This is a genomic window from Micromonospora sp. NPDC004336 (genome assembly GCF_053602615.1).
Genome location: NZ_JBSGDY010000001.1, coordinates 101282 through 123371, shown reverse-complemented (window position 1 = coordinate 123371; position 22090 = coordinate 101282). Strand labels below are relative to the sequence as shown.

Annotated in this window: 17 protein-coding genes; 11 read left to right on the top strand and 6 right to left on the bottom strand. The window is 75.2% G+C overall.

All coding sequences use genetic code 11. The features are described 5' to 3' along the window. The first annotated feature begins 18 nt into the window (after nucleotides 1-18). The 6 genes from ACWENR_RS00560 (at nucleotide 19) to ACWENR_RS00535 (ending at nucleotide 10789) form a co-directional block, all read left to right on the top strand. Nucleotides 19-1683, top strand: a complete 1665-nt coding sequence (locus ACWENR_RS00560) for a substrate-binding and VWA domain-containing protein (RefSeq protein ID WP_452274941.1) — start codon at nucleotides 19-21, stop codon at nucleotides 1681-1683. Nucleotides 1684-1688: 5 nt separating this feature from the next. Further along, nucleotides 1689-6119, top strand: coding sequence for an alpha-(1->3)-arabinofuranosyltransferase (locus ACWENR_RS00555; RefSeq protein WP_452274940.1), 4431 nt, complete (start codon nucleotides 1689-1691; stop codon nucleotides 6117-6119). Further along, complete coding sequence (locus ACWENR_RS00550; protein WP_452274939.1) at nucleotides 6116-6937, top strand: class I SAM-dependent methyltransferase; 822 nt, start codon at nucleotides 6116-6118, stop codon at nucleotides 6935-6937. The genes ACWENR_RS00555 and ACWENR_RS00550 overlap by 4 nt, the downstream gene beginning before the upstream one ends. Before the next feature lie 73 nt (nucleotides 6938-7010). Continuing rightward, nucleotides 7011-8117: a DUF3068 domain-containing protein gene (locus ACWENR_RS00545; RefSeq protein WP_452274938.1), complete on the top strand. Its 1107-nt coding sequence runs from the start codon at nucleotides 7011-7013 to the stop codon at nucleotides 8115-8117. Between the two features lie 377 nt (nucleotides 8118-8494). Continuing rightward, a complete protein-coding gene (locus tag ACWENR_RS00540) occupies nucleotides 8495-9106 on the top strand; it encodes a DUF6230 family protein (RefSeq protein ID WP_452274937.1) in 612 nt (203 codons plus the stop codon). A 75-nt stretch (nucleotides 9107-9181) separates the two neighbouring features. Next, nucleotides 9182-10789: a DUF6114 domain-containing protein gene (locus ACWENR_RS00535; RefSeq protein WP_452274936.1), complete on the top strand. Its 1608-nt coding sequence runs from the start codon at nucleotides 9182-9184 to the stop codon at nucleotides 10787-10789. A 60-nt stretch (nucleotides 10790-10849) separates the two neighbouring features. On the opposite strand, the gene ACWENR_RS00530 is transcribed toward ACWENR_RS00535, so the two are convergent. After that, nucleotides 10850-12520, bottom strand: a complete 1671-nt coding sequence (locus ACWENR_RS00530; RefSeq protein ID WP_452274935.1) for a DUF885 domain-containing protein — start codon at nucleotides 12518-12520, stop codon at nucleotides 10850-10852. A gap of 225 nt (nucleotides 12521-12745) precedes the next feature. Between ACWENR_RS00530 and ACWENR_RS00525 the strand changes: the two genes are divergently transcribed. Beyond that, nucleotides 12746-13744 (top strand): DMT family transporter, encoded by a 999-nt coding sequence (locus ACWENR_RS00525; protein ID WP_452274934.1) that lies wholly within the window; start codon nucleotides 12746-12748, stop codon nucleotides 13742-13744. 62 nt (nucleotides 13745-13806) lie between these two features. Here ACWENR_RS00525 and ACWENR_RS00520 read toward each other — a convergent pair whose 3' ends face one another. The 3 genes from ACWENR_RS00520 to ACWENR_RS00510 form a co-directional block, all read right to left on the bottom strand. Next, a complete protein-coding gene (locus tag ACWENR_RS00520) occupies nucleotides 13807-14883 on the bottom strand; it encodes a PHP domain-containing protein (RefSeq protein ID WP_452274933.1) in 1077 nt (358 codons plus the stop codon). Between the two features lie 64 nt (nucleotides 14884-14947). Next, nucleotides 14948-17845, bottom strand: coding sequence for a glycosyl hydrolase (locus ACWENR_RS00515; protein ID WP_452274932.1), 2898 nt, complete (start codon nucleotides 17843-17845; stop codon nucleotides 14948-14950). A 208-nt stretch (nucleotides 17846-18053) separates the two neighbouring features. Next, the gene (locus ACWENR_RS00510) at nucleotides 18054-18797 is read right to left on the bottom strand and encodes a M23 family metallopeptidase (protein ID WP_452274931.1); all 744 of its coding nucleotides are present in this window, start codon (nucleotides 18795-18797) and stop codon (nucleotides 18054-18056) included. A 59-nt stretch (nucleotides 18798-18856) separates the two neighbouring features. On the opposite strand from ACWENR_RS00510, the gene ACWENR_RS00505 reads away from it, so the two are divergent. The 4 genes from ACWENR_RS00505 (at nucleotide 18857) to ACWENR_RS00490 (ending at nucleotide 20803) form a co-directional block, all read left to right on the top strand. Then, on the top strand, nucleotides 18857-19243 hold the full coding sequence (locus tag ACWENR_RS00505; RefSeq protein WP_452274930.1) for a hypothetical protein: 387 nt from the start codon (nucleotides 18857-18859) through the stop codon (nucleotides 19241-19243). A gap of 115 nt (nucleotides 19244-19358) precedes the next feature. Next, the gene (locus ACWENR_RS00500; RefSeq protein WP_350709602.1) at nucleotides 19359-19526 is read left to right on the top strand and encodes a hypothetical protein; all 168 of its coding nucleotides are present in this window, start codon (nucleotides 19359-19361) and stop codon (nucleotides 19524-19526) included. A gap of 112 nt (nucleotides 19527-19638) precedes the next feature. Beyond that, a complete protein-coding gene (locus tag ACWENR_RS00495) occupies nucleotides 19639-20166 on the top strand; it encodes a tRNA adenosine deaminase-associated protein (RefSeq protein WP_452274929.1) in 528 nt (175 codons plus the stop codon). Between the two features lie 76 nt (nucleotides 20167-20242). Continuing rightward, the gene (locus ACWENR_RS00490; RefSeq protein WP_452274960.1) at nucleotides 20243-20803 is read left to right on the top strand and encodes a nucleoside deaminase; all 561 of its coding nucleotides are present in this window, start codon (nucleotides 20243-20245) and stop codon (nucleotides 20801-20803) included. Nucleotides 20804-20954: 151 nt separating this feature from the next. Here the strand turns inward: ACWENR_RS00490 and ACWENR_RS00485 are convergent, their stop codons facing one another. Continuing rightward, nucleotides 20955-21428: an acyl-CoA thioesterase gene (locus ACWENR_RS00485; protein ID WP_452274928.1), complete on the bottom strand. Its 474-nt coding sequence runs from the start codon at nucleotides 21426-21428 to the stop codon at nucleotides 20955-20957. Continuing rightward, nucleotides 21425-22063: a TetR/AcrR family transcriptional regulator gene (locus ACWENR_RS00480; protein ID WP_452274927.1), complete on the bottom strand. Its 639-nt coding sequence runs from the start codon at nucleotides 22061-22063 to the stop codon at nucleotides 21425-21427. Before ACWENR_RS00480 ends, ACWENR_RS00485 begins: the two co-directional genes overlap by 4 nt. Nucleotides 22064-22090 lie beyond the last annotated feature (27 nt).

The window sequence follows — 22090 nt, the reverse complement described above, 5'->3', positions numbered from 1 at the left end:
GACGAGGAGGTGACGGGCGTGCTGCGTGACGCTTCCGCGGTGCGGCGCCTCTTCCGGCGGTCGCCGGTGGTGCTGCTCAGTGCGGCGCTCGCGCTGCTGCTGGCCGGGTGGGCCGCGGTGGCGTACGTGCGGTCCGACCGCGACGCCTCGGGATGCCAGGAGCGGGTCCGGCTGCGGGTCGCCGCCGCCCCGGTGGTCGCGCCGGCCCTGGACCGGATCGTCCGGGCCAGCTTCGCCACCCGGCCGTGCGTGTCGGTCGCGGTCGAGGCCCGGGAGTCCACCGCCGTCGCCGCGGAACTGGCCAGGGGTGTCGACGTCGCCGACGCCTGGGTGCCGGAGTCCACGTTCTGGCTGCGCCGGGCCCGCGACGCCGGCGCGTTCGAGGTGCCGTCCCAGGGCACGTCGGTGGCGAGCACGCCGGTCGTGCTCGCGGTGACCGAACCGGTGGCCCGCCGGCTGGGCTGGCCGGCGAAGCCGCTGACCTGGCGGTCCCTGATCGGCCCCACGGCGCGCTCGGTCTCGGTGGGGCTGCCCGACCCCGCCGCCGATCCGGCCGGCGTCGGGGCGGTGCTCGGGGTGCGCGGCCTGGCCGCGGGGGAACGGGACCCCGCCGCGTCGGCCGCCGCGGTGCTGCGCCGGCTCGCGAACCGGACGTTCACCCCCGGCCCCGGCGGGGCCCTGCCGGCCGGGTCGGGCCTGCCGCGCAAGGCCGACGCCGTGGCGGTCAGCGAGCAGACCGTGCTCGGCTACAACGCGCTGGCCACCGGCGACAAGCTGGTCGCGGCGTACCCGGAGGTCGCCGTCCCCGCGCTGGACCTGCCGTACGCGGTGCTGCCCGCCGCCCGCGGCCCGGTCCGCGACGCCGCCACCCACCTCCTCACCAGCCTGCTCGCCGTCGAGGCCCGGGACACGCTGACCAGGTACGGCTTCCGCACCACGGCCGGGTTCCCGCCGGCGGTGCCCCGGGACGGCCGGCTGTCGCCGGAGGTACGCGAGCCGGCCCCGCTGCCCGCCGACGAGGCCGTCACCGACGCGCTGACCGGCTGGAGCGGCGTTCAGCGCAGCGCCCGCATCCTCACCGTGCTGGACATCTCCGGCTCGATGGCGGCGCAGGTGCCCGGCTCGGACGAGACCCGGCTCGGGGCCACGCTCAAGGCGGCCCGGGAGGGCTCCGGCCTGCTGCTCGACAACACCGAACTCGGGGTGTGGGTCTTCTCCACGAAGGTCGACGGCGACCGGGACCACCGGGAGGTCCTGCCCGTCGGCCCGTTGGCCACGCAGCGGGAGCGGTTGGCCGAGGAGCTGGCCGCCGTCCGGGTGAAGCCCCAGGGCGGCACCGGGCTCTACGACACGACGCTGGCCGCGTACCAGAACGGCCGTCGGCACTGGACGCCCGGGCGGATCAACCTGGTGCTGATCATGACCGACGGGCGGAACGAGGACGGCGACAGCATCGGCCGGTCCCGGCTGCTGGCCGAGCTGGCCGAGTTGCAGGACCCGCGCCGGCCGCTGCCGATCGTCTTCATCGGGCTCGGCAAGGACGTCGACCCGGACGAGCTGAAGATGATCACCAAGGTCACCGGCGGGCAGGTGTTCCGCACCGAGCAGCCCAGCGGCATCCGGCAGATCTTCTTCTCCGCGCTCGCCGACCTGAGCTGCCTGCCCCCGGAGTGCCGGCGGTGACGCCGGTGCGCCGGTTCGCGCGCGCGGTCCGCGAGGCGCCCGGCACGGTCCTGTCGCTGCTGCTGCTCACGGCGATCGCGTTCCTCCAGCGGCCCGGGCAGGTCACCTTCGACACCAAGCTCGACCTCGCGGCGAACCCGGTGCACTTCATGGCCCGGTCGCTGCACCTGTGGAACCCCGAGGCCACCTCGGGCGAGCTGCAGAACCAGGCGTACGGCTACCTGTTCCCGATGGGGCCGTTCTTCGCCGGGGGCCAGCTGCTGGGCGTACCGCCGTGGATCACCCAGCGGGTGTGGACCGCGCTGCTGCTCGCCGCCGCGTTCTACGGCCTGCTGCGGCTGGCCCGGGCGCTGGGCATCGGCACGGAGCCGACCCGGTACGCCGCCGCCCTCGCCTACGCGTTGGCCCCCCGGATGCTCACCGAGATCGGGGCGCTCTCCTCCGAGACGCTCTCCGCCGCGATGCTGCCCTGGGTGCTGCTGCCGCTGGTCCTGGTGCGCCGCATCGGGTCGCCGAGAAGGGCCGCCGCGCTCTCCGCGCTGGCCGTGCTCGGGATGGGCGGGATCAACGCGGCGGTGGTGCTGCTCGCCCTGCTGCTGCCCGGGGTCTGGCTGCTCACCCGCCGCTGGGACCGGGAGCACCGGCGGCTGGTGGGCTGGTGGTGCCTCTGCGTCGTCGGGGTCTGCCTCTGGTGGATCGTGCCGCTGCTGCTGCTCGGCGAGTACAGCCTGCCGTTCCTCGACTACATCGAGTCGTCCACCACCACGACGGCCGTGGCCTCGCTCTTCCAGGCCGTGCGCGGCACCAACCAGTGGGTCGCGTACATCGTGCAGGGCGACCCGTGGTGGCCGGCGGGCTGGCTGCTGATCGACAACCCGGTGCTGATGACGCTCACCGCCGTGGTGGCGCTGGTCGGCCTGGCCGGGCTGGCCGGCAACCTGCTGCCCGAGCGCCGCTTCCTGGTGCTGGGCTTCCTCACCGGGCTGACCCTGCTCACCATCGGCTACGTCGGCAGCCTGGACAGCCCGATCTCCGTGACGGTGCGGGACCTGCTGGACGGCCCGCTGGCGCCGTTCCGCAACGTGCACAAGCTGGATCCGGTGCTGCGGCTGCCGCTGATGCTCGGCTTCGCGCACGGCGTCGACGCGTGGATCACCCGGCTGCACCGGGCCGGCGCCCGGCGCCGCCCGGGCCTCCGGCTGCGCCCGCTGCTGCTGGTGCCGGTGCTGCTGCTGGTGCTGGGGGCCGCCGCACCGGCCTGGCTGGGCCAGTTGCGGCCCGGGCCGGGCTGGTCGGACCTGCCGCCGCACTGGCGGGCGGCGGCGACCTGGCTGGCGGACCGGGACGCGTTCGCCCGGACCCTGATGGTGCCGGGCTCCGGCTTCGGCCAGTACGAGTGGGGGCGCTCCGTCGACGAGCCGCTCCAGGCCCTGGCCGGGGCGCCCTGGGCGGTGCGCCACCAGGTCCCGCTGGGCTCGGCCGGCAACACCCGGATGATGGACACCGTCGAGTCGGTCCTGGCCCACGGCCGGGGTTCGGCCGGCCTCGCCGACTTCCTGGCCCGCTCCGGGTTCCGGCACCTGCTGCTGCGCAACGACATCGACCGTACGCAGGTGGACGCGCCGCCGGTGGCGGCGCTGCGCCGGGCGCTCGCCGGGTCGCCGGGGATCACGCGGGTGGCGACCTTCGGCAGCACCACCACCTTCGGCCGTACGCCGGGCAGCCCCGTCGACGACGACGCCGGTCCGCTGCCGGCGGTCGAGGTGTACGAGGTGCGGCGGTCCGTACCGGCCGCCTCTGCGGTGCTCACCGCCGACGTGCCGACGGTCAGCGGCGGGCCGGAGTCGCTGCTGCCGTTGCTGGAGCAGGGGCTGGTGGAGCGGGACCGGCCGGTGGTGCTGGCCGGCGACCGGGCCGGCTTCCGCGACGGCGGCGACGACGAGTCGTGGATCGTGACCGACGGGCTGCGCCGCCGGGAGCGCGACATCGGCCGGGTCCGCGACAACCTCAGCCAGACGTTGACCGCGGCCGAGGCGAGCCGGCAGGGCCGCGTCGCCCTGGACCTGCTGCCGTTCCCCGGCGACCAGCACCAGACGGTCGCCACCTACCAGGGCGTACGCGAGGTCACCGCCTCCAGCGCGCTCAGCTTCGTCGACAGCTTCGCCCCCGCCGACCCGTCGCACCTGCCCTTCGCCGCGATCGACGGCGACGAGCGTACGGCCTGGCACTCGGCGCCCCTGGCCGGGCCCGTCGGCCAGTGGCTCCAGGTCGACCTGGACACGCCCCGCGAGGTGTCGAGCGTGCGGCTCGCCTTCGTCGACGACCTCGGGGTGGGGTGGCCGGTGACGCGGTTCCGGGTCACCACGGACCGCGGCTCGGTCGACCACGAGGTCGCCCGCACGCTGGGCGCGCACCCCTACTACACGCTGCCGGGCTCCACCAGCCGGGTGCGGATCACGGTGCTGGCGGTGGCCGGCGGGCGCCTCGACGGCGGAGTCGGGATCAGCCGGCTCGACATCGACGGCACCGATCCGCGCCGGGCGCTGCGCGTCCCCGCCGACACGCCGACCGGCTTCGCCGGCCCGGTCGCCTGGTCGTTCAGCCGGGGGCCCGCCGACCGGCCCGCCTGCTTCCCGGTCGCCGCCGGCTCCGGGTCGGACGCCGCGCCGGCCACCGGCTCCGGCCTGCGGCCCGCCGGGACGGTGATCCGGTGCGACCGGTTCCTGGCCCGGGTCGGCGAGGAACCGCTCGGGGTGGACCGGGTGTTCCAGAGCGAGGCCGCGGGCACGTTCCGGCTGGCCCTCACCGCCGTGCCCCGACCGGGCGGGCAGTGGTCGCTGTCCGGCGTGCCGGTCCGGGCCGCCGCCTCGTCCTACCTGGCCGGTGACCCGGCCGTGGCCGCGTTCGCGGCGGTCGACGGCGATCCGGGGACGGCCTGGCTCGCCGACGCCGGCGACCTGCGGCCCACCCTGCGGCTGAACTGGTCGCAGCCGCGCCGGATCGCCGAGCTGCGGCTGCGTCCCGCGGAGCTGCCGGTCGGCTCGTTGCCGCGTTCGGTCGAGGTCCGTACGCCGGGCGCCAGCCGGGTGCTGCCGGTCGGCGCGGACGGCGTGGTCCGCTTCCCGGCGGTCCGGACGGACCGGATCGAGATCGTGGTGCGGGAGTCCGACGAGCGGGTGGCCGACCGGCGGGGCAACGGGTGGACGGCGACGGCCGGCATCGCCGAGGTGGAGATCCCGGGGCTGACGGACCTGCTCCGGCCGATCGCCGGCGCGACGCGCGTGGTCGAGCGGTGCGGCTCCGGGCCCGTCGTCGAGCTGGACGGGCTCCGCTACGACACGTCCGTCGCCGGCACCCTCGCCGACCTGCTCACCGGTCGACCGCTGCCGGTCACCGTCTGCGGCGCCACCGGCGCCGAGGTGGACCTGAAGGCCGGCGGGCACCGCCTGGCGACGTCGCCGTCGGCCGGCTTCGTCGTGCAGGACGCCGCCCTGCGCCCGGAGGCTGCGGCCGCGCCCCGGCACCGCGAGGTGAGCGTGCTCGACTGGAACCCGACGGACCGCCGGGTGCGGGTCGCCGCCGGCGACGAGGCGCTGCTGGTGGTGCCGGAGAACGCGAACGCCGGCTGGCGGGCGACCCTGGACGGTCGCTCCCTGGCGGCCACCCGGGTCGACGGGTGGCAGCAGGCGTGGGTGCTGCCCGCCGGTGCGGCCGGCGAGGTCCGGCTGACGTTCGCGCCGGACCGGACGTACCGGGGCGGGCTGGCGGCCGGGGCGGTGACGGCGCTCGGGGTGCTGCTGCTGGCGCTGCTGCCGGTGCGCCGGCGCGCGGTGTCCGGCGCGGTGCCGGCCGCGCGCGGCGGGACCCCGGCCGAGGGACCCGCCTGGGTCGCCGGCGTGCTGCTGGTGGTGCTGCTCGCCGCGCTGGGCGGGGTGCTGCCGGTCGCGATCGTGCTGGCCGCGATGTTGCTGCGGCAGTTCGCCCGCCGGGCGCTCCCGGTGGTGGTGTTCGGCGCGCTCACCGTCGCCACGGTGACGGCGGTGACCGGCCGGCTCCAGGGCCACGGCCAGGACTGGGCGTACGGCCCGTGGGCGCAGGGCGCGATGCTCGTCGCCGTCGCGGCGGTAGTCGCCGCGGTGCTCCCGGCCCCCGGCACCCCGCCGCCCCCGGCCGCCGCTGGTGGCCCGGGCGTCGCCGCCGGTGGACCGGGCGACACCGCCGCCGGGCCGGGCGACACCGCTGCTGACCCGGGCGCCGCCGCTCCTGGGCCGGGCGCCGCCGGGCTGGTCGGCGGTGACGGCGCCCCTGCGGCGAGGCCGGACGCGGAGGCGGGGGCCGCCCGCGCGACGGATGCGCGAGACGTGACGCCGGGCCCGGACGCCGGGCGGCCGGCCGGGGCCACGGATCGGGACGACGACGGGACGGTGGCGCGATGAGCGCAGCATTCGAGGAGGCCGGCGGGCCGGCGGCCCGCCGCGGGTTCGCCACGTTCGGCCGGTCGGTGGCCCTGTTCCGGGCCTTCCTGGTCGAGCAGACGGACCCGGACCACTTCTACGGGCTGCTGGCCGACGACTCCGTCCGCCAGGTCGCGGGCTACACGCCGCTCGCCGGGCGGACCGTGCTCGACGTGGGCGGCGGCCCGGGCTACTTCGCGGCGGCCTTCCGCGCCGCCGGGGCGCACTACGTGGGGCTGGATCCCGACGTGGGCGACTTCTCGGCGGCCGGGGACTCCGTCGCCGGCATGCTCCGCGGCAGCGGCACCGCCCTGCCGGTCCGCTCCGGCGCCGTGGACGTGGCGTTCTCGTCCAACGTGCTGGAGCACGTCTCGGAGCCGGCCCGGATGCTCGACGAGATGGTCCGGGTGACGCGCCCCGGCGGCGTGCTCTTCGTGTCCTTCACGCCCTGGTTCTCGCCGTGGGGCGGGCACGAGACCGCGCCGTGGCACTACCTCGGCGGCGACCGGGCCCGGCGGCGCTACCAGCGCCGCAACGGCCGCCCCCCGAAGAACCGGTTCCGGGAGACGCTCTTCCCGACCTCGATCGCCGACACGCTGCGCTGGGCCAGGGGCAACGGCGACGTCGAGGTGCTGGACGCCCTGCCGCGTTACCACCCGTGGTGGGGGCGGTGGGTCATCCGGCTCCCCGGCATCCGGGAAGTGGCGGCCTGGAACTTTCTGCTCGTCCTGCGCCGGACGGGGACGCGATCGGCCGGCGCGGCGGAAAAAACAGAGCTGACCGGGGGGTCGCGGTGCTAAGTGACTAGGTAGTAACCTCGCGGCCATCCCTCATCGACAGCGGCGAAACTCAACTCCTCCGGGGAGGAAGAAGATGAAGCACCGCGCCATAGGTGCCGTGCTGTTTGGCGGCGGCGTACTGCTCCTGGCGCTGGCCGCCGGGCTCGTGCTCGTGGTCAGGCCCGCGGTGGCGAAGCTGCCCTACGATCTGGAGGCGTCGACCTCGGTCGCCGAGGCGAAGGGTGCGACCTTCCTCCAGATCACCAACGGCAACATCGCGATCAACCGCGCCGACCTGAAGTCGACCATTCGCGTCTCGCCCGACGCGAAGACGACCGGCGACCTCTCCGGCGACCTCGACGGCAAGGCCGTGGTCTGGCAGGTCGGCCAGACCGTCGAGCGGACGGACACCAAGGAGCTGGTCAGCGCGTACGGGCTGGCGCTGGCGCTCGACCGGGTCTCCGGCGCCGCCGTCGAGTGGAACGACCAGTACCTCGACGACACCGGCACGCGGGAGAAGGTGCAGTTCTCCGGCCAGATGTACAAGTTCCCGTTCGGCGCGGAGAAGAAGACCTACCAGATCTACGACCGTGACGTGCGTGGCGTCCGGCCGGCCGAGTTCAAGGGCACCGAGGTCATCAAGGGCATCGAGTCCTACCGCTACGAGCAGGTGATCACCGAGGAGCAGCAGCAGCTGCCGGAGGAGCGGGTGAAGCTGCTGCTCGGCGCGCTGGCGCCGGGCGCGAGCACCGGCAAGGTCCTCTACAGCAACACCCGGACCATCTGGATCGACCCGGTGACCGGCGTGTTCCTCAAGGTGCGCGAGATGCAGCGCAAGACCCTGGTGCCGGACGTCGGGGCGCCGACGACGCTGCTGGACGCGGACTTCTCGTACAACGAGGAGACCATCACCGCCTCCGCGAAGCGGGCCGAGGACAACCGGCAGAAGCTGAGCCTCGTCGGGGTGTACGTCCCGATCGGGCTGGCGCTGCTCGGTCTGGTGCTCGCCGCGGCCGGCCTGCTGGTGGCCCGGCGGGGTGCCGCCGCGTCGGCGGGCGAGGCGCGGCACCGGGCGGACGCGGACCCGACGCCGACCCGGACCGACCAGCCGGCGGCGTACGACACCGCCGAGCAGCCAACGGTCGCCAACCCGGCGGTGCCGGGCCAGCGCCCGGCGTCGGGCGAGGTGGAGCGGCGCTGACCGCACGCTGATCGCGAGCGAAGGGGTGGACCGGGCCGGTCCACCCCTTCGTCGTTCCGCCGGCCCGGCCGCTTCGTTATTCAATCGTGACTCATCGATGGCTTGGTTGCCGAGGGTGACGACACCTGGCGTCAACCGTCCACTTTTGCGGGCTTCGTCGGCCGGCCCCCGGCCCGCCTTCGTCTACCGTCCGTCACGGCGTCGGCCCGCCGGCCGCCTCGGGTGTTACCGGCTGGTAATCGGGGCCTTGTGGGGCGCGCGGCAGAGGAGCAGCATCAGCGGCACATTCGTTACCTGCCGGTAACAGGAGACGAGGCCCGGGTCGGGTCCTCCCGTCCGCCGACCGGCCGCCGCGCGACATCCCCGAGGAGGAACCCGTGCAGGATCGGCTCGACAACCCGGGTCGTACCCGGTGGCGGCGCTTCGCCGCGATGCTGGTGCCCGCGACCGCCGTCGCCGGCGGGATCGTCTTCGGCATGGCCAACGGCGCCATCGCCGCCTCGTTCGCCGTGTCGGGCCAGACCTTCAAGGTCTCCGCGTCCGAGCTGCGCGGCACCGGCTTCGTCCAGTACGGCGGCATCGCCGAGGAGGCCGACGGCAGGAAGCACCCCGTGGCGGTCTCCGGCATCCGCAACGCCAAGCTCTACGACCTCTGCCAGTCCGTCAGGGTCCCCGGCGCGCCGGTGGTGCTCACCATCAACGCCGGCGGCGGAGGCAAGCCCGCCACCGCAGCCGGCCTCATGATCGACATGGACTCGCTCCAGGGCGACGCCACGTTCAAGGACATCAACATCGGCCAGGACGCCGCGACGCTGACCGGCGGCCCGGCCGGCGCGAAGGGCGACGCGAAGGCGTTCGGTCAGCAGGCCGACACGGTGGTCATCAAGGACCTGCGGCAGGTGGCCCGCTCCACCCACGCCGGCACGTTCAACCTGACCGGCCTGACGATGAAGGTCAACGTCGGCGCCGACGCCAAGGAATGCTTCTGACCTGATCCCGGGGCCCGCGGGGCGTACGCGCCGTGGGTCCCGTCCCTGCCCCCCCAGCCCCGGCAGGAGGCGTACGTGACGACCGTCGACCCGCAACCCGTCCGGCGCGGCCGGTTCCGCGACGCGTGGCACGGGTTCCGCCGCTGGCGGCGGTCGCGACCGTTCTGGGGCGGCCTGCTGACCGTGCTGGCCGGTCTGGAGATCTTCGGCACCACCCAGATGTCGCTGGGCGGCCTCACCTTCCAGATGGGGCCGACCGGCTTCCTCTCCTGGCTGATCCCCACCGTCCTGGTGGCCTGCGGGCTGCTGATGTGGTCCAGCCCCCAGCAGCGGAGCTTCTACGCCGTCGTCGCCTCGGTGACCGCGCTGTTCTCCCTGATCGGGGTCAACCTGGGCGGCTTCCTCGTCGGGCTGCTGCTCGGCATGGTCGGCAGCGCCCTCGGCTTCGCCTGGACGCCGGATCCCCAACCCGCGCCGTCCGGTGGGCGGCGGCCGCCGGCGGGTGACCCGCGAGGGAACGACGAGGGCGCGGACGCGCCCCCGCCGGCCGGGCCGGTCGGTGACCCGCGAGGAAGCGACGAGGGCGCGGACGCGCCCCCGCCGGCCGAGCCGGTCGGCGACCCGCGAGGGAACGACGAGGGCGCGGACGCGCCCCCGCCGACCGGGCCGGTCGGTGACCTACGGGGGAGCGACGAGGGCGCCGACGCGCCCCCGCCGGCCGGTGCCGAGGCGGCGACGGTGGCGTACGACGGCCCAACCGGGGCGGCGCGGCACGCCAGGCCCGAGGCCGCGCCGCCGCCCGCGCCCCGCCGACACGACCCGCGGGCGTACGCGGTGCTCCCGGCGCTGCTCGCCCTCTCCGCCGCCGTGGTCCTCGCCGTGCCCGGTCGCGCGCCGGCGCACGCCGCCCCGCCGCCGGCTCCCGGCTGCCCGGCCCGGCCCGCGCCCACCGGCGCGGCGAGCCCGGCGCCGACCCTGACCACCCCGGGCCCGTCCCCCTCGTCGGGGGCCGACGGTGACCGGGGCGGCAACATCGTCACCGACATCCTGGAGGGCATCGGGGACCTGCTGGGCGGGGGCCGCCGGGACGACGACGAGGAGAAGGCGGGCCCGACGCCGTCGGCCGCGCCGAGCGCCGGCCCCTCGGCCACCCGCCGGCCCACCAGCGGCCCCGCCTGCGGCCCGGCCCGGCCGAAGCCGAGCCGCCCGGCGGCGGTGGAGCCGGGCCGGCCGCTGCCGCGGATCGCCGCCGAGCCGGGGCAGCCCCCGGTGTCGGCCGTTCCGTCGAAGCTGACCGGCTCGAAGGTGACGATGGTCGGGCTGCGGTTCGAGGGCATCGTGGACCTGCCCACCGCCGACGGCACCGTGAAGGTCCTGAAGTTCGGCATGGACGAGGCGGTCACGGAGGACTTCCTGCTCCGCACGCCCGGCCCGGCGGGCCGGACGATGCGCTTCGCCACCGGCCGGTTGACCGTACGCGGGAACGTCGCCTTCTATGCCACCCGCTTCGTCGGTCGGCTGCTCGGCATCAAGATCACGCTCACTCCCGACCTGCCGCTCCCCGACGGGCTGCCGATCACCTCGCCGATCCCGATCAGCTTCACCGACCCGGCCATGGACCTGGCCTTCGTCAGCAGCGACACGCTGACCGCCCGGCCGAGGCTGAGGCTGACCCTCGACTGAGCTCGCCCCGCCCGAGACCAGGTGCGGGGCCGGTGTCCCTCCGGCCCCGCACCGCCTCGCTCAGAGTCGGGCGAGCGCCTTGCGCAGCGGGTCGAGCCCGAGCGAGCCCAGGTCGAGCGCCTGGCGGTGGAACTCCTTGAGGTCGAAGTCGGCGCCCTTGCGGGCCTTCGCCTCGTCGCGGGCCTGGAACCAGATCCGCTCGCCCACCTTGTAGGAGGGGGCCTGCCCCGGCCAGCCGAGGTAGCGGTTCAGCTCGAAGCGCAGGTTCTCGTCGGGCACCCGGCAGTGCGCCCGCATGAACTCCCAGCCCAGCTCCGGCGTCCAGCGCTCGCCCGGGTGGAAGCCGAACGGGTTGTCCTTCGGGATCTCCAGCTCCAGGTGCATGCCGATGTCGACGATCACCCGGGCGGCGCGGAACGCCTGCCCGTCCAGCATGCCGAGCTTGTCGCCGGGATCGTCGAGGTAGCCCAGCTCGTCCATCAGCCGCTCCGAGTACAGCGCCCAGCCCTCGCCGTGCCCGGAGACCCAGCAGAGCAGGCGCTGCCAGCGGTTGAGCAGCTCGGCCCGGACGGCGGTCTGGGCGACCTGGAGGTGGTGGCCCGGCACGCCCTCGTGGTAGACGGTGGTCACCTCGCGCCAGGTGGAGAAGTCGGTGACGCCCTGCGGCACCGCCCACCACATCCGCCCCGGGCGGGAGAAGTCCTCGCTCGGGCCGGTGTAGTAGATGGCGCCGTCGCTGGTCGGGGCGAGGCAGCACTCGATCCGGCGCACCTGCTCCGGGATGTCGAAGTGGGTGCCGTGCAGGTCGCTGATCGCCTTGTCGGCGAGCGCCTGCATCCAGTCCCGGAACGCCTCCTTGCCCTGGATGGTGCGGGCCGGGTCGGCGTCGAGCGCCGCGACCGCCTCGTCGATGGTCGCGCCGGGGCCGACGATCCGGGCGGCCACCGCCCGCATGTCGGCCTCCAGCCGGGCCAGCTCCTCGAAGCCCCAGGCGTACGTCTCGTCGAGGTCGACCCTGGCGCCGAGGAAGTACTGCGAGGCCAGCTCGTAGCGTTCGCGGCCGGCGGCCTGCTTCTCCCGGCCCAGCGGGGCCAGCTCGGTGCGGAGGAACTGCCCGAACTCGGCGGTCGCCGCGGTCGCCGCCGCCGCGCCCCGCCGCAGCTCCGCGCCGAGGGTGCCGTCGGCGTTCAGCCGCTCGGCCAGCCCGTGGAAGAAGTTGTCGCCGTTCGGGTCGGTCCAGATGTCGCACTGCTTGGCCACCTCGACCAGCTGCACCCGGGAGCTGACGTGACCGGCGGCGGCCGACTCGCGCAGCGTCGCCTTGTAGCCCTCCAGCACGCCCGCGAAACCGTTGAGGCGGGCGGCGATGTTGGCCCGGGCGTCGTCGCCCTCGGTCGGCATCAGGTCGAACACCATGCGCACCTCGTGCAGGCCGCTGGCGATCACGTTGACCTCGCTGGCCGTCTCGCCGGCGTCGTGGCGGGCGAGGTCCAGGCCCAGCCGTTCCTGCATCGCGTCCTTGGCGATCCGCTCCGACTCCGATTCCGGCTCGGTGACGTCCAGGTCGGCCAGGGTCCGGCGGATCAGGTCGGCCTTGGCCGCGTACCCGTCGGGCGACAGGTCGTCGAGCTGGTCGTCGTAGCCGGCGATGCCGACGTAGGTGGCGCCGGTCGGGCTCAGCGGCGCCCACTCGGCCACGTACCTGTTGGCGAGGTCATCAATTCGTCCCACGCTGCGACCCTACGCGAAGCGGCGGCCACGTTGTCGCGCGTGTTTGCGGTGTTCAGGGCAGTCGTCGCGGCAGCCGGCACCGGACCGGCCCGGGTGCGCCCCGCCCGCCCCCGGCGGCGGCCCCCCGACACCTGATCCCGAGCGGTGGGACGGCCGCTGTGGTGGTCGACACGGCGGCCGAAAAGGCGCGGGACAATGTCGTAGGGCTGCGGCAGAGTGTCAGGAGTGACGGCCGAGTTGACTCCTGACCGGGTGGCGCTGCGCAGCTGGCTGCCCGGGTTCATCGCGCTGGCTGCGATCTGGGGCTCCAGCTTCCTCTTCATCAAGGTCGGCATCGAGGAGCTGCACCCGCTGCACCTCACCCTCTACCGCGTCTGCGCCGGCGCGGTGACGCTGCTGGTGGTGCTCGCCGTCCTCCGGGAACGCCTGCCCGCCGAGCCCCGGGTCTGGGCGCACCTGACCGTGGTCGCCGCGTTCGGTGTCGCCGTGCCGTTCACCCTCTTCGGCTACGGGGAGCAGCGGGTCGAGTCGATGCTCGCCGGCATCTGGAACGCGACCACCCCGATCATCGTGCTGCCGCTGGCGGTGCTGGTGTTCCGCACCGAGCGGCTGACCGCGCGCCGGGCGGTCGGGCTGGCGCTCGGCTTCGTCGGCGTGCTGGTGGTGCTCGGCGTCTGGAAGGGCGTCGGCGGGGCGCACTTCGTCGGCCAACTGATGTGCTTCGGCGCGGCCGCCTGCTACGGCGTGGCCATCCCCTACCAGAAGAAGTTCGTCGCCGGCAGCGCGCACTCCGGGCTCTCGCTCTCGGCGGCGCAGCTGCTGATCGCGGCCGCCCAGCTCGCGGTCGTCGCGCCGTTCGTCGCCGGGGCGCCGCCGTCGCCGACCGGCCTCTCGGCCGAGGTGCTCGCCTGCGTGCTGACGCTCGGCGCGCTCGGCACCGGGCTCGCCTTCGTCATCAACATGCGCAACATCCGGGTCGCCGGGGCGAGCACGGCCTCCGCCGTGACGTACCTGATCCCGATCTTCGCGGTGCTGATCGGCGCCCTCGTCCTCGGCGAGCGGCTCACCTGGCACCAGCCGGTCGGCGCGCTGGTCGTGCTGCTCGGCGTCGCCGTCTCGCAGGGCATGTTCGGCCGGCGCGGTCCCGCCCCGGTCGGCGTCGCCGCCCCCGCGCCGGCCGTCGCGCCCACCGCCCCTGCCCCTGCCCCCGCCGCCCACCGCTGAGCCGCCGGTGACGCACCGACCGGCACGCCGGGCCACGCCCGGCGGTCGGGCGGGGTCGGCGGTCAGGCCGCGGAGTGGCCGCGCGCCCAGTCGACCAGCCGGTCGGCGTCCCAGGTGTTGACCACCCGGTCGGCAGGCACGCCGCAGCGGGCGGCGCGCTCGCAGCCGAAGCGCTGCCAGTCGAGCTGGCCGGGCGCGTGCGCGTCGGTGTTGACGGCGAAGTGGCAACCGGCCTCCAGCGCCCGACGGATCAGGCGCTTCGGCGGGTCCTGCCGCTCCGGCCGCGAGTTGATCTCGACGGCCACGCCCCGCTCGGCGCACGCGGCGAAGACGGCGTCCGCGTCGAAGTCGCTCTCGGCCCGGGTACGCGGCCGGTGCGCCCGGTCGCCCGGCCCCTTCACCCCGGCCGGCCGGGACGACACCATCCGCCCGGTGCAGTGCCCGAGGATGTCCAGGTGCGGGTTCGCGATCGCGGTCAGCATCCGCCGGGTCATCCTGGCCCGGTCGTCGTTCAGGCCGCTGTGCACCGAGCCGACGACCACGTCGAGGCGGGCCAGCAGCTTCTCGTCCTGGTCGAGCGACCCGTCGGCGAGGATGTCCACCTCGATGCCGGTCAGGATCCGGAAGCCCTCCGGCAGCGCCTCGTTGACCTTGGCCACGTGGTCGAGCTGGCGGCGGAGCCGGTCGGCGGTCAGCCCCCGGGCCACCTTCAGCCGGGGCGAGTGGTCGGTCAGCACCACGTACTCGTGGCCGAGCTCGACCGCGGCGAGCGCCATCTCCTCGATGGGTGAGCCGCCGTCGGACCAGTCGGAGTGGGTGTGGCAGTCGCCGCGCAGCGCGGTCCGCAGGGCGGTGGCCTCCGCGTCGAGGTCGGTGCCCTCGGTGGCGACCAGCCGGCGCAGGTAGACCGGCTCCTCGCCGGCGATCGACTCGGCGACGCAGCGGGCGGTCACGTCGCCGACCCCGGGCAGCTCGGTGAGCTTGCCGGTGCGAGCCCGCTCGGCCAGCTCCCCGGCCGGCAGCGCGGCGAGGGCCGTGGCCGCCGAGCGGAACGCCCGGACCCGGTAGGTCGCCTCGTTCGCCCGCTCCAGGAGGAAGGCGATCCGACGGAGATCGGCGATCGGGTCCCGGGCGCTCATTCCATGGAAAATACGCCTCCGCGCCGCCGGTCGCAGGGACGACCGGCGGCGCGGGGCGCGGGGATCAGGCGTACGGCAGCCTGACGAGGGACCTGTCGCCGATGCCGAGGGTGGTCGGGTTGGTCCCGATCGCCGACCAGACCTCCACCCGCACCGTGCCGTTCGACAGGTTGCCGAGGGCGCCGGTGGCGGAGTGCAGGCCGCTCTGCTGGGTGTAGCGCTCGTACCCGGGCACCGGGTCGGTGGCGAAGTAGCGGTAGGTCTCCACCCGCTCCCAGCCGCCGTTGCCGGTCAGGTCGTAGGAGATCCGCACCTGCACCCCGTTGCCGACCGCCGTGCCGGCGTCGAGGAAGAGGTCGAACGCGGTCTGCCCGCCGGCGTACGCCAGGTCCAGGCCCGTCGCGGTGAACACCTGCGGGTTGGTCGGCGTGCCGTCGTGGTTCGTGCCGCCGGCGCCGGCGACCGTGGCGGTCGTCGGGCCGCCGGCCGCCGCCAGGCCGCCGCCGGGCAGCAGGTACCGGGTGGGCAGGTCCGCCGACGGCGGCGGGGTGGTGGGCGGCGGGGCCGTGGTCGGCGGGGTGGTCGTGGGCGGCGTCGTGCCGCTCACCCCGCCGGTCGCGGTGCCGCCGCTCCAGGTGTGCGCCCCTGCGGTCGCCGTCCTCCCGGCGGGCACGTCGAGCCGGGTGCCGTCGGAGAAGGTGACCGTCAGCGGTACGGCGGTGATGTTGCTCGCGACGTAGGTGCGGGCGCCGTTGCGCTGGAACACCGCCGCCAGCGGGTGGTTGGCGGTGATCCCGGTCTGCACCAGACCGAGGGCGGCGAGGTTGCGGATCCAGTGGAAGGTGTGCGCCCGGCTCTCGCCCTCCTCCGGGGTGTACCCGGGGTTCGCGCGCAGCTTCGCCAGCGCCGCGTCCGGGTCGCCGAGCGCGAGGAACTGCCAGTGGATGTCCTGCCACACCGTCGGTTCGCCGCCGTTGTTGCGCACCAGCTCCTGGTAGTTCGCGCGGTTGGCGGCGGGGTGCTGGCCCAGGTAGAGGTGCCCGCCGGTGACCGGGAGCATGTTGATGCCCTGGATCATCTCCGGCTCCGCGCTGAACCAGGTGGCGTACGCGCCGCCGTCGCCCCAGACCATGCCGACCGTGGAGTGCCCGAAGGCCGCCGGGTAGTTCTGGTCGGTCACGTCGAACCAGTACTCGTGGATCGCCGCGGCCTGCGTGGTGTGGATGAAGATGCCGGCGTCGCGTACGGCGGTGTTGCCGGTGGCCTGGCCCCACTGGATGAGGGCGTTGGCGAAGTTCATCCCCTCCGACGAGGACTCCTGGTTGTTGCCGGCGTGGAACGAGCCGTGCCCGGCGGCCCAGTCGTGACCGGCGTAGATGTCGAAGTCGCGCAGGTACGGGAAGCGGTTGTCGGCGCGGTCGTAGTTGTTCGCGTCCCGGATGAGCAGGTCGACCATGCCGCCGTACTGGTCCTGCCGGGCCCAGGCCGGGTCGAACTTGGCCAGGGTGGCGGCGGCCGCGACGAAGTAGCCGTAGTGGAAGTGGTGGTCGTTGAGCTCCTGGTCGGAGCCGTAGGAGGCCGGGTAGCCGATCAGCGTTCCCCAGTTGCGGTCGTAGTGGAAGAGCCTCGACGTCTCCCCGGGTGTGGCGGTGAGCCAGTCGGTGAGCGTGCTCCGGATGGCGTTCAGTGCGGCGGTACGCGTCTCGGCGTCGCCGACCTGGTCGGCGATCTCGGCGATCCGGGCGGCCCGGCCCAGCCCCTTGCCCGTCCAGTAGGTGTCGCCGCCGCGCTGGTCCATCGGGTTGCCCCGGACGGCCGCGAGGTGGTTGCGCAGCGTGGTCAGGTCGGCGCCGCCGCCGGTCGCCACGGCGGGCACCTCCGGCAGGACGCCCTGGAACCTCATCGAGGTGCGGAACGCGTCGACGCCGGTGAGCACCTTCATCCGGCCGCGCGCCGACGGGTAGGTGAGCGCCAGCGGGGTGGCGCCGGTCAGTGCCCGCCACTGGTGCGGGTAGAGGCTGACGACGGTCCGGTTGGCGGTGCCCTCGCGGGCGGTCGTGGTGAGGGCGTACGTGGTGTTGACGGTGCTGGTGGCCGGGTCGTACGCGTACGAGACGCGCGTGCCGGTGACGTGGGCGTGGGCGTACCGGCCGAAGGTGGCGGCCAGCTCGGCTCGGGAAGCGGCGTCGGTGCCCGGCGTGGTGGGCAGCAGGGCGACCGAGAAGTAGCCCCTCCCGGCGAGGTTGGACGTGATCCGGCCGCCGTTGACGGTCCAGGTCGCGCCCGTCGGGGCGTACGCGACGTAGTCGTGCCCCCGGACGGTGAAGCCGATCGTGGCGCCGCTGTTGGACCAGACGGTGGCGCTGCCGCCGGTGGCGTTGACCAGCGCGTCGCCGCCGCTGGTGCGGAAGTACGCGAACGGCAGCCCGTGGCCGATGGTGGCGCGCATGGTGCGGGCCCCGTCCGACCAGTACGGGGTGACCGTCCAGTCGGTCCAGCCGTCGACCTTGACGACGGGGGCGCCGAGCGCGGCCACGCCGACCCGGATGTCCTCGGCGTACGCGTACTTGAACTCGCCGACGCCGGTTGGGGTGCCGCTGACCGTCGGCGTGGAGGTGGCCGACAGGCCGAGGCCGTCGCCGAAGGGCTGGTAGGAGACGGGGTGCGCGTGCAGCGGCTCGCTGTAGGAGCAGTTGGTCCGCTTCCACAGCAGGGACGACCACCAGTCGTTGGTGGGGATCGGCCCGGCGGGGGCGTCGGCGGTGGCGAACTGGCGGGGATTGGTGGTCATGTCCCCGCAGCCGGTGGGGAGGGGGCCGACGCGGTCGGTGGTGTAGCTGCCGGCGCCGACGGTGGCGGCCTCGGCGGGGGTGGTGGTCACGACGGCGAGGCCGCCGAGGGCGAGGGCCAGGGCGGAGGTGGCCGCCACGGCCCAGGCGCGGCGGGTCGGGGGAGGTTTCACGGTGCCTCCGGTCGGGAGTGGCCGGTCGGGGACGGGCGCGACCGGCGGGGGAATTGTGAAGAAAGGTGGCTCAGAGAGCGCTCTCTTTGCCGCCGGACGCTAGCCCAGCGGCGAGACATTCGTCAATGTTTCCGCGCGGTGAACCGCTGATGCCGAGAATCGGCGCGGCCCCGGGAGGCGCTCGACGAGCTCCGGCCGCCGGGCCCGGTCAGCCCGTCGTCGCCGGGGCCTTCGGGCAGCCGTGCCGGCGGTGCCAGGCCGACACCTCGGCGGCCGGCTCGCGGTTGCCCTTGCGCCGCCACGAGCTCAGGTAGGGCGCCGGCCAGACCACGCCCCGCCTGATCCACCACCCGTCCCGGCCGGTGCACGGCGGGGAGATGCCGAAGTGCAGGTGGCAGACGTTGTTGGCGTTGCCCGTGCGGCCGACCGCGCCGAGCCGCTGCCCGGCGCGTACCCGCACCCCGGCGTCGATCCCGTCGGCGATCCGGCTCAGGTGCGAGCCGTAGTAGCGCACCCCGTCGTCGCCGAGCAGCGAGACCGACAGCCCGCCGTTGTACGGCCCCCGCGGCCCGCGCCGGTCGAACCGGTCCACCCGGCTGACCTCCAGGATCACGCCGTCGGTCACCGCCACCACCGGTTCCCCGCAGTCGGCGAAGATGTCCGTCCCCGGGTAGGCCGAGTGGGTCGGGTGGTAGGCCACGTCGGCAGCGCGTACGGGAAAGACGTGCGGCAGCCCGGCGCGGGTCGGCGCCGCCGACGGGCCGGTCGGGGCGACGGGGGTCGGGGTGGCGGGCGCCGGCTGCGCGGCCGTGGCCGGCGGGCTCGGCCGGGGGGTGCCGGGTGCCGTCCCGGGCCGGCTCGTCGCGCAGCCGGCGGCCAGCGCCGGCACGAGCAGCAGCAGGACCGGGTACGCCGGACGCGCGCGGCGGCGTCCGATCGTCGGCGAGGGCATCCGGACATCCTGACAGAGTCGGTACGGTGGGACGAGGTCCACGGCGGAGGGAGGGGTCGGTGACGACCGGACGGTACGCCTATCCGCCGGAACCGGATTTCCGCCCGGCGCCCCGCGCCCCCTCGGGGCTCTTCCCGGCCGGCCCGCCGCCCCGACCCACCTACCGCGAGCCGCACCCGGTCACCGGCGCGGGCGTCGCCGCGGGCGGCGGCGCGGCCACCGCCTGGCTCGTCCTGTTCGGCCTGCTGGGCCGCAGCGTGCCCGAGTACGCCTGGTGGACGCTGCTGGCCGGCGCGCTGGCCTGGCTGGTCGCGCTGCTGCTGGTGCGGGCCGGCGACCGGGGGGTGGCCACGGGGATCGCGATCGTCACCGCCGGCGGGTGGAGCATCGCCGCCGCCGTCGTGGCGGTCCGCTGGGCGTCGAGCGGGGACTGGCCGCTCTGGTAGCTTCCGTCGCGGCCGTCCGGTTCGCGGCGGCGGGCCCGGCGACGCTGCGTCGCGGGCCGGCTGCGCAGCGAATCCCGTCTTGACGCGGCCGCCCGGACTCGGCACGCTCGGCGGTATGGCCTGGACCACTCCGCGGCTCGACCCCGAGCGCAGCCGTCGTCGCCAGCAGCTCCTCGCCGAGTTGGCGGGTGCCCGGGCGGTACGCCAGCGCGAGCGGCCGCAGCGGGTGCGCAGCGAGCGGCTCCGGGAGCTGATCGCCACCCGTCGTCGCGTCGCCGGCTGACGAGTTTTCCCGGGATTGGTCTGCCCTTCGGGGCGTTGACCGGTCGCCCGCCGACCCGACCGGCTAACGTGCACGCGTAACGGGTGGGCGTACCGAGGCTTTTGGGGGGACCGTGTCGTACTTCGCTGCGGCGGCCGTGCGTGACGACAGTGGTTGGACCGCCGCCGAGGTGAACCTGCGGGGTGCCACCGACGTCGACGACGTCGCCGACCGGCTGCGCGACGTCGACCCCGACGCCGACCTGTCGCTGCTCTTCGTCGAGGCAGACGACGCCTATCTGGTGATCCTGCGCTTGGACGAGGGCGAGGACCTGCGGGTCTTCGGCTCCGACTCCGCGTACGCGGAGGAGTCCCGGCTGGGCGCGCTGCTGGTGGGGGACCTGAAGACCTCGGTGACCGGGCTGGACGACACCGACGAGCCGCGCCCGGCCGCCTCCGGCGACGAGGAGACCGAGCAGCCCGCCGTCGACCCCGAGGCCGACCCGGTCGGCGACGCCGACATCCTGGCCGACCTGGGCATCTCCGCGCAGAAGCTGCTCAACCTCTGCGCGCACGAGGGCATGATGCCCGCCGACGTCACCGCCGAGGTCTGCCAGGTGCTCGGCTGCGCCGACGAGGTCGAGGAGTTGCGTGAGGTCTGACGGACCCGTGGGGCCGGGCCGCGCGGGGGCGGGCGGCGGCGAGCCGGCCGACGCCACCGATCCGGCCCTGGGGACCGTGCGGCCGGGACAGCCGACCCCGGGCTCGGCCGGCCGGGCCGGGCCCGGCGCGCGGGAGGGGCTGGCCGACCCGGACGGCGCCGGCCGGCGGCAGCGGCACGAGGTCTGGATGCGCCGGGCGCTGGAGGTCGCCGTCACCGGTCCCGCCTCCCCCGGCCAGGGCGACGACGGCGGGCCCGACGACATCCCGGTCGGCGCCGTGCTCTACGGGCCGGACGGCGCCGAGCTGGCGATCGGGCGCAACGAGCGGGAACTGACCGGCGACCCGACCGCGCACGCCGAGGTGCTGGCGCTGCGCCGGGCCGCCGAGCGGCTGGGCCGCTGGCGGCTCGACGGCTGCACGCTGGTCGTCACCCTCGAACCCTGCACGATGTGTGCGGGCGCGCTGGTGCTGGCCCGGGTGTCCACCGTGGTGTTCGGCGCCTGGGAGCCGAAGACCGGGGCGGCCGGCTCGCTCTGGGACGTGCTGCGCGACCGCCGGCTCAACCACCGGCCGGAGGTCTACGGCGGCGTCCTGGAGCCGGAGAGCGCCGCGCTGCTGCGCGCCTTCTTCCGCTGACCCGCCCCTGCTCGGTCGGCCGCGACGCCGAGGCACGCGGGTGCCCGTCACCGGCCGTGCCGTCCGTCCGCCTTCCGCCGAGGTGCCCCGCGCGCGGTCCGGCGCCGTCCCCCGCCCGGCCCGCGTCGTTCGTTCCGGCGCCCCTCTTCGCTCAGGCGGGGGCCGGGGCGGGGGTGGGGCGCAGCAGGGTCGCGGCCACCGCGCGGGCGGCCTCCGTCCACGGGGTGGGCCGCCGGGTCGCCGGGTCGAGCCGGACGATCGCCCGCCGGCCCTCGGCGTAGACGGTGCCGCCGTCGGTCGAGCGGAACCGGTACGCGTACTCGGCGCTGCTGGTGCCGAAGTGTTCGAGCCAGAAGTGCACCGCCACGGGCCCGGTCCCGGTGATCGGGGCGCGGTAGGTGATGCTGAACTCGCGTACGGCGTGGAACGTGTCGGGGGCGATCTGCCGCCCGCCGGCGAAGGAGATGCCCCGCTCCGCCCAGTACGGGGTCAGCGCCCGCTCCAGCAGCACCGCGTACCGGGCGTTGTGCAGGAGGCCGAGGGCGTCGAGGTCGTCGAAGTGCACCGTGACGTGCTCGACGTGACCGAACTCGACGGCCGGCTGGTCGACGATGGCGTGGCTCATGGGTGGCCTTCCGGTAGCAGGGTCGGATCGGGGCACAGCGCCCGCAGGCGGTGCAGCAGGCCCTGGCGGGCGTGCCGGTAGGTGGTGTCGGGGTCGAGCAGCCGGGAGCGCATCGCGGCGGCGATCCCCAGCGCGTCGATCTCGTACGCCAGTTGGGCGGCGTCGGTGTCGGCGGGCAGCTCGCCGGCGTCGACGGCCTCCCGGACGAGCCGTTCGAGGAACGCGGTCCAGCGGCCGAACACCTCGGCGAGCCGGTCCCGGACCGGGCCGGGCCGGGCGTTGTACTCGAAGTCGGTGCTGGCGAAGAAGCAGCCGCCGGGGAGCACCCGGGCGGCGTAGAAGTCGATCCGGGCCTGGTGCAGCGCCCAGAGCCGCCGCACGCCCACGGGCGCGCGCAGCGCCGGCGCGACGATCAGCTCCTGCCACTGCTCGACCGCCCGGTCGACGGTGGCGAGCTGGAGCGCCTCCTTGGAGCGCCAGTGCGCGAAGAGACCGGACTTGCTGACCCCGAGCGAGTCGGCGAGCTGGGCGAGGGAGAGCCCGTGCAGGCCGACCTCGGTGGCCAGCACCACCGCGGCGTCGAGCGCGGCGGCGCGGGTGCGGTCCCCGCGCGCCAGGCGGCCGTCGACTGTCATGGGGGAGAGGCTAATAAATGTGCACGA

Bases quoted from the DNA above. Each gene is read 5' to 3' on its own strand.
- ACWENR_RS00550 (WP_452274939.1), top strand. From the start codon at position 6,116: ATGAGCGCAGCATTCGAGGAGGCCGGCGGGCCGGCGGCCCGCCGCGGG.
- ACWENR_RS00480 (WP_452274927.1), bottom strand. From the start codon at position 22,063: ATGACAGTCGACGGCCGCCTGGCGCGCGGGGACCGCACCCGCGCCGCC.
- ACWENR_RS00520 (WP_452274933.1), bottom strand. From the start codon at position 14,883: ATGAGCGCCCGGGACCCGATCGCCGATCTCCGTCGGATCGCCTTCCTC.
- ACWENR_RS00485 (WP_452274928.1), bottom strand. From the start codon at position 21,428: ATGAGCCACGCCATCGTCGACCAGCCGGCCGTCGAGTTCGGTCACGTC.
- ACWENR_RS00510 (WP_452274931.1), bottom strand. From the start codon at position 18,797: ATGCCCTCGCCGACGATCGGACGCCGCCGCGCGCGTCCGGCGTACCCG.
- ACWENR_RS00500 (WP_350709602.1), top strand. From the start codon at position 19,359: ATGGCCTGGACCACTCCGCGGCTCGACCCCGAGCGCAGCCGTCGTCGC.
- ACWENR_RS00545 (WP_452274938.1), top strand. From the start codon at position 7,011: ATGAAGCACCGCGCCATAGGTGCCGTGCTGTTTGGCGGCGGCGTACTG.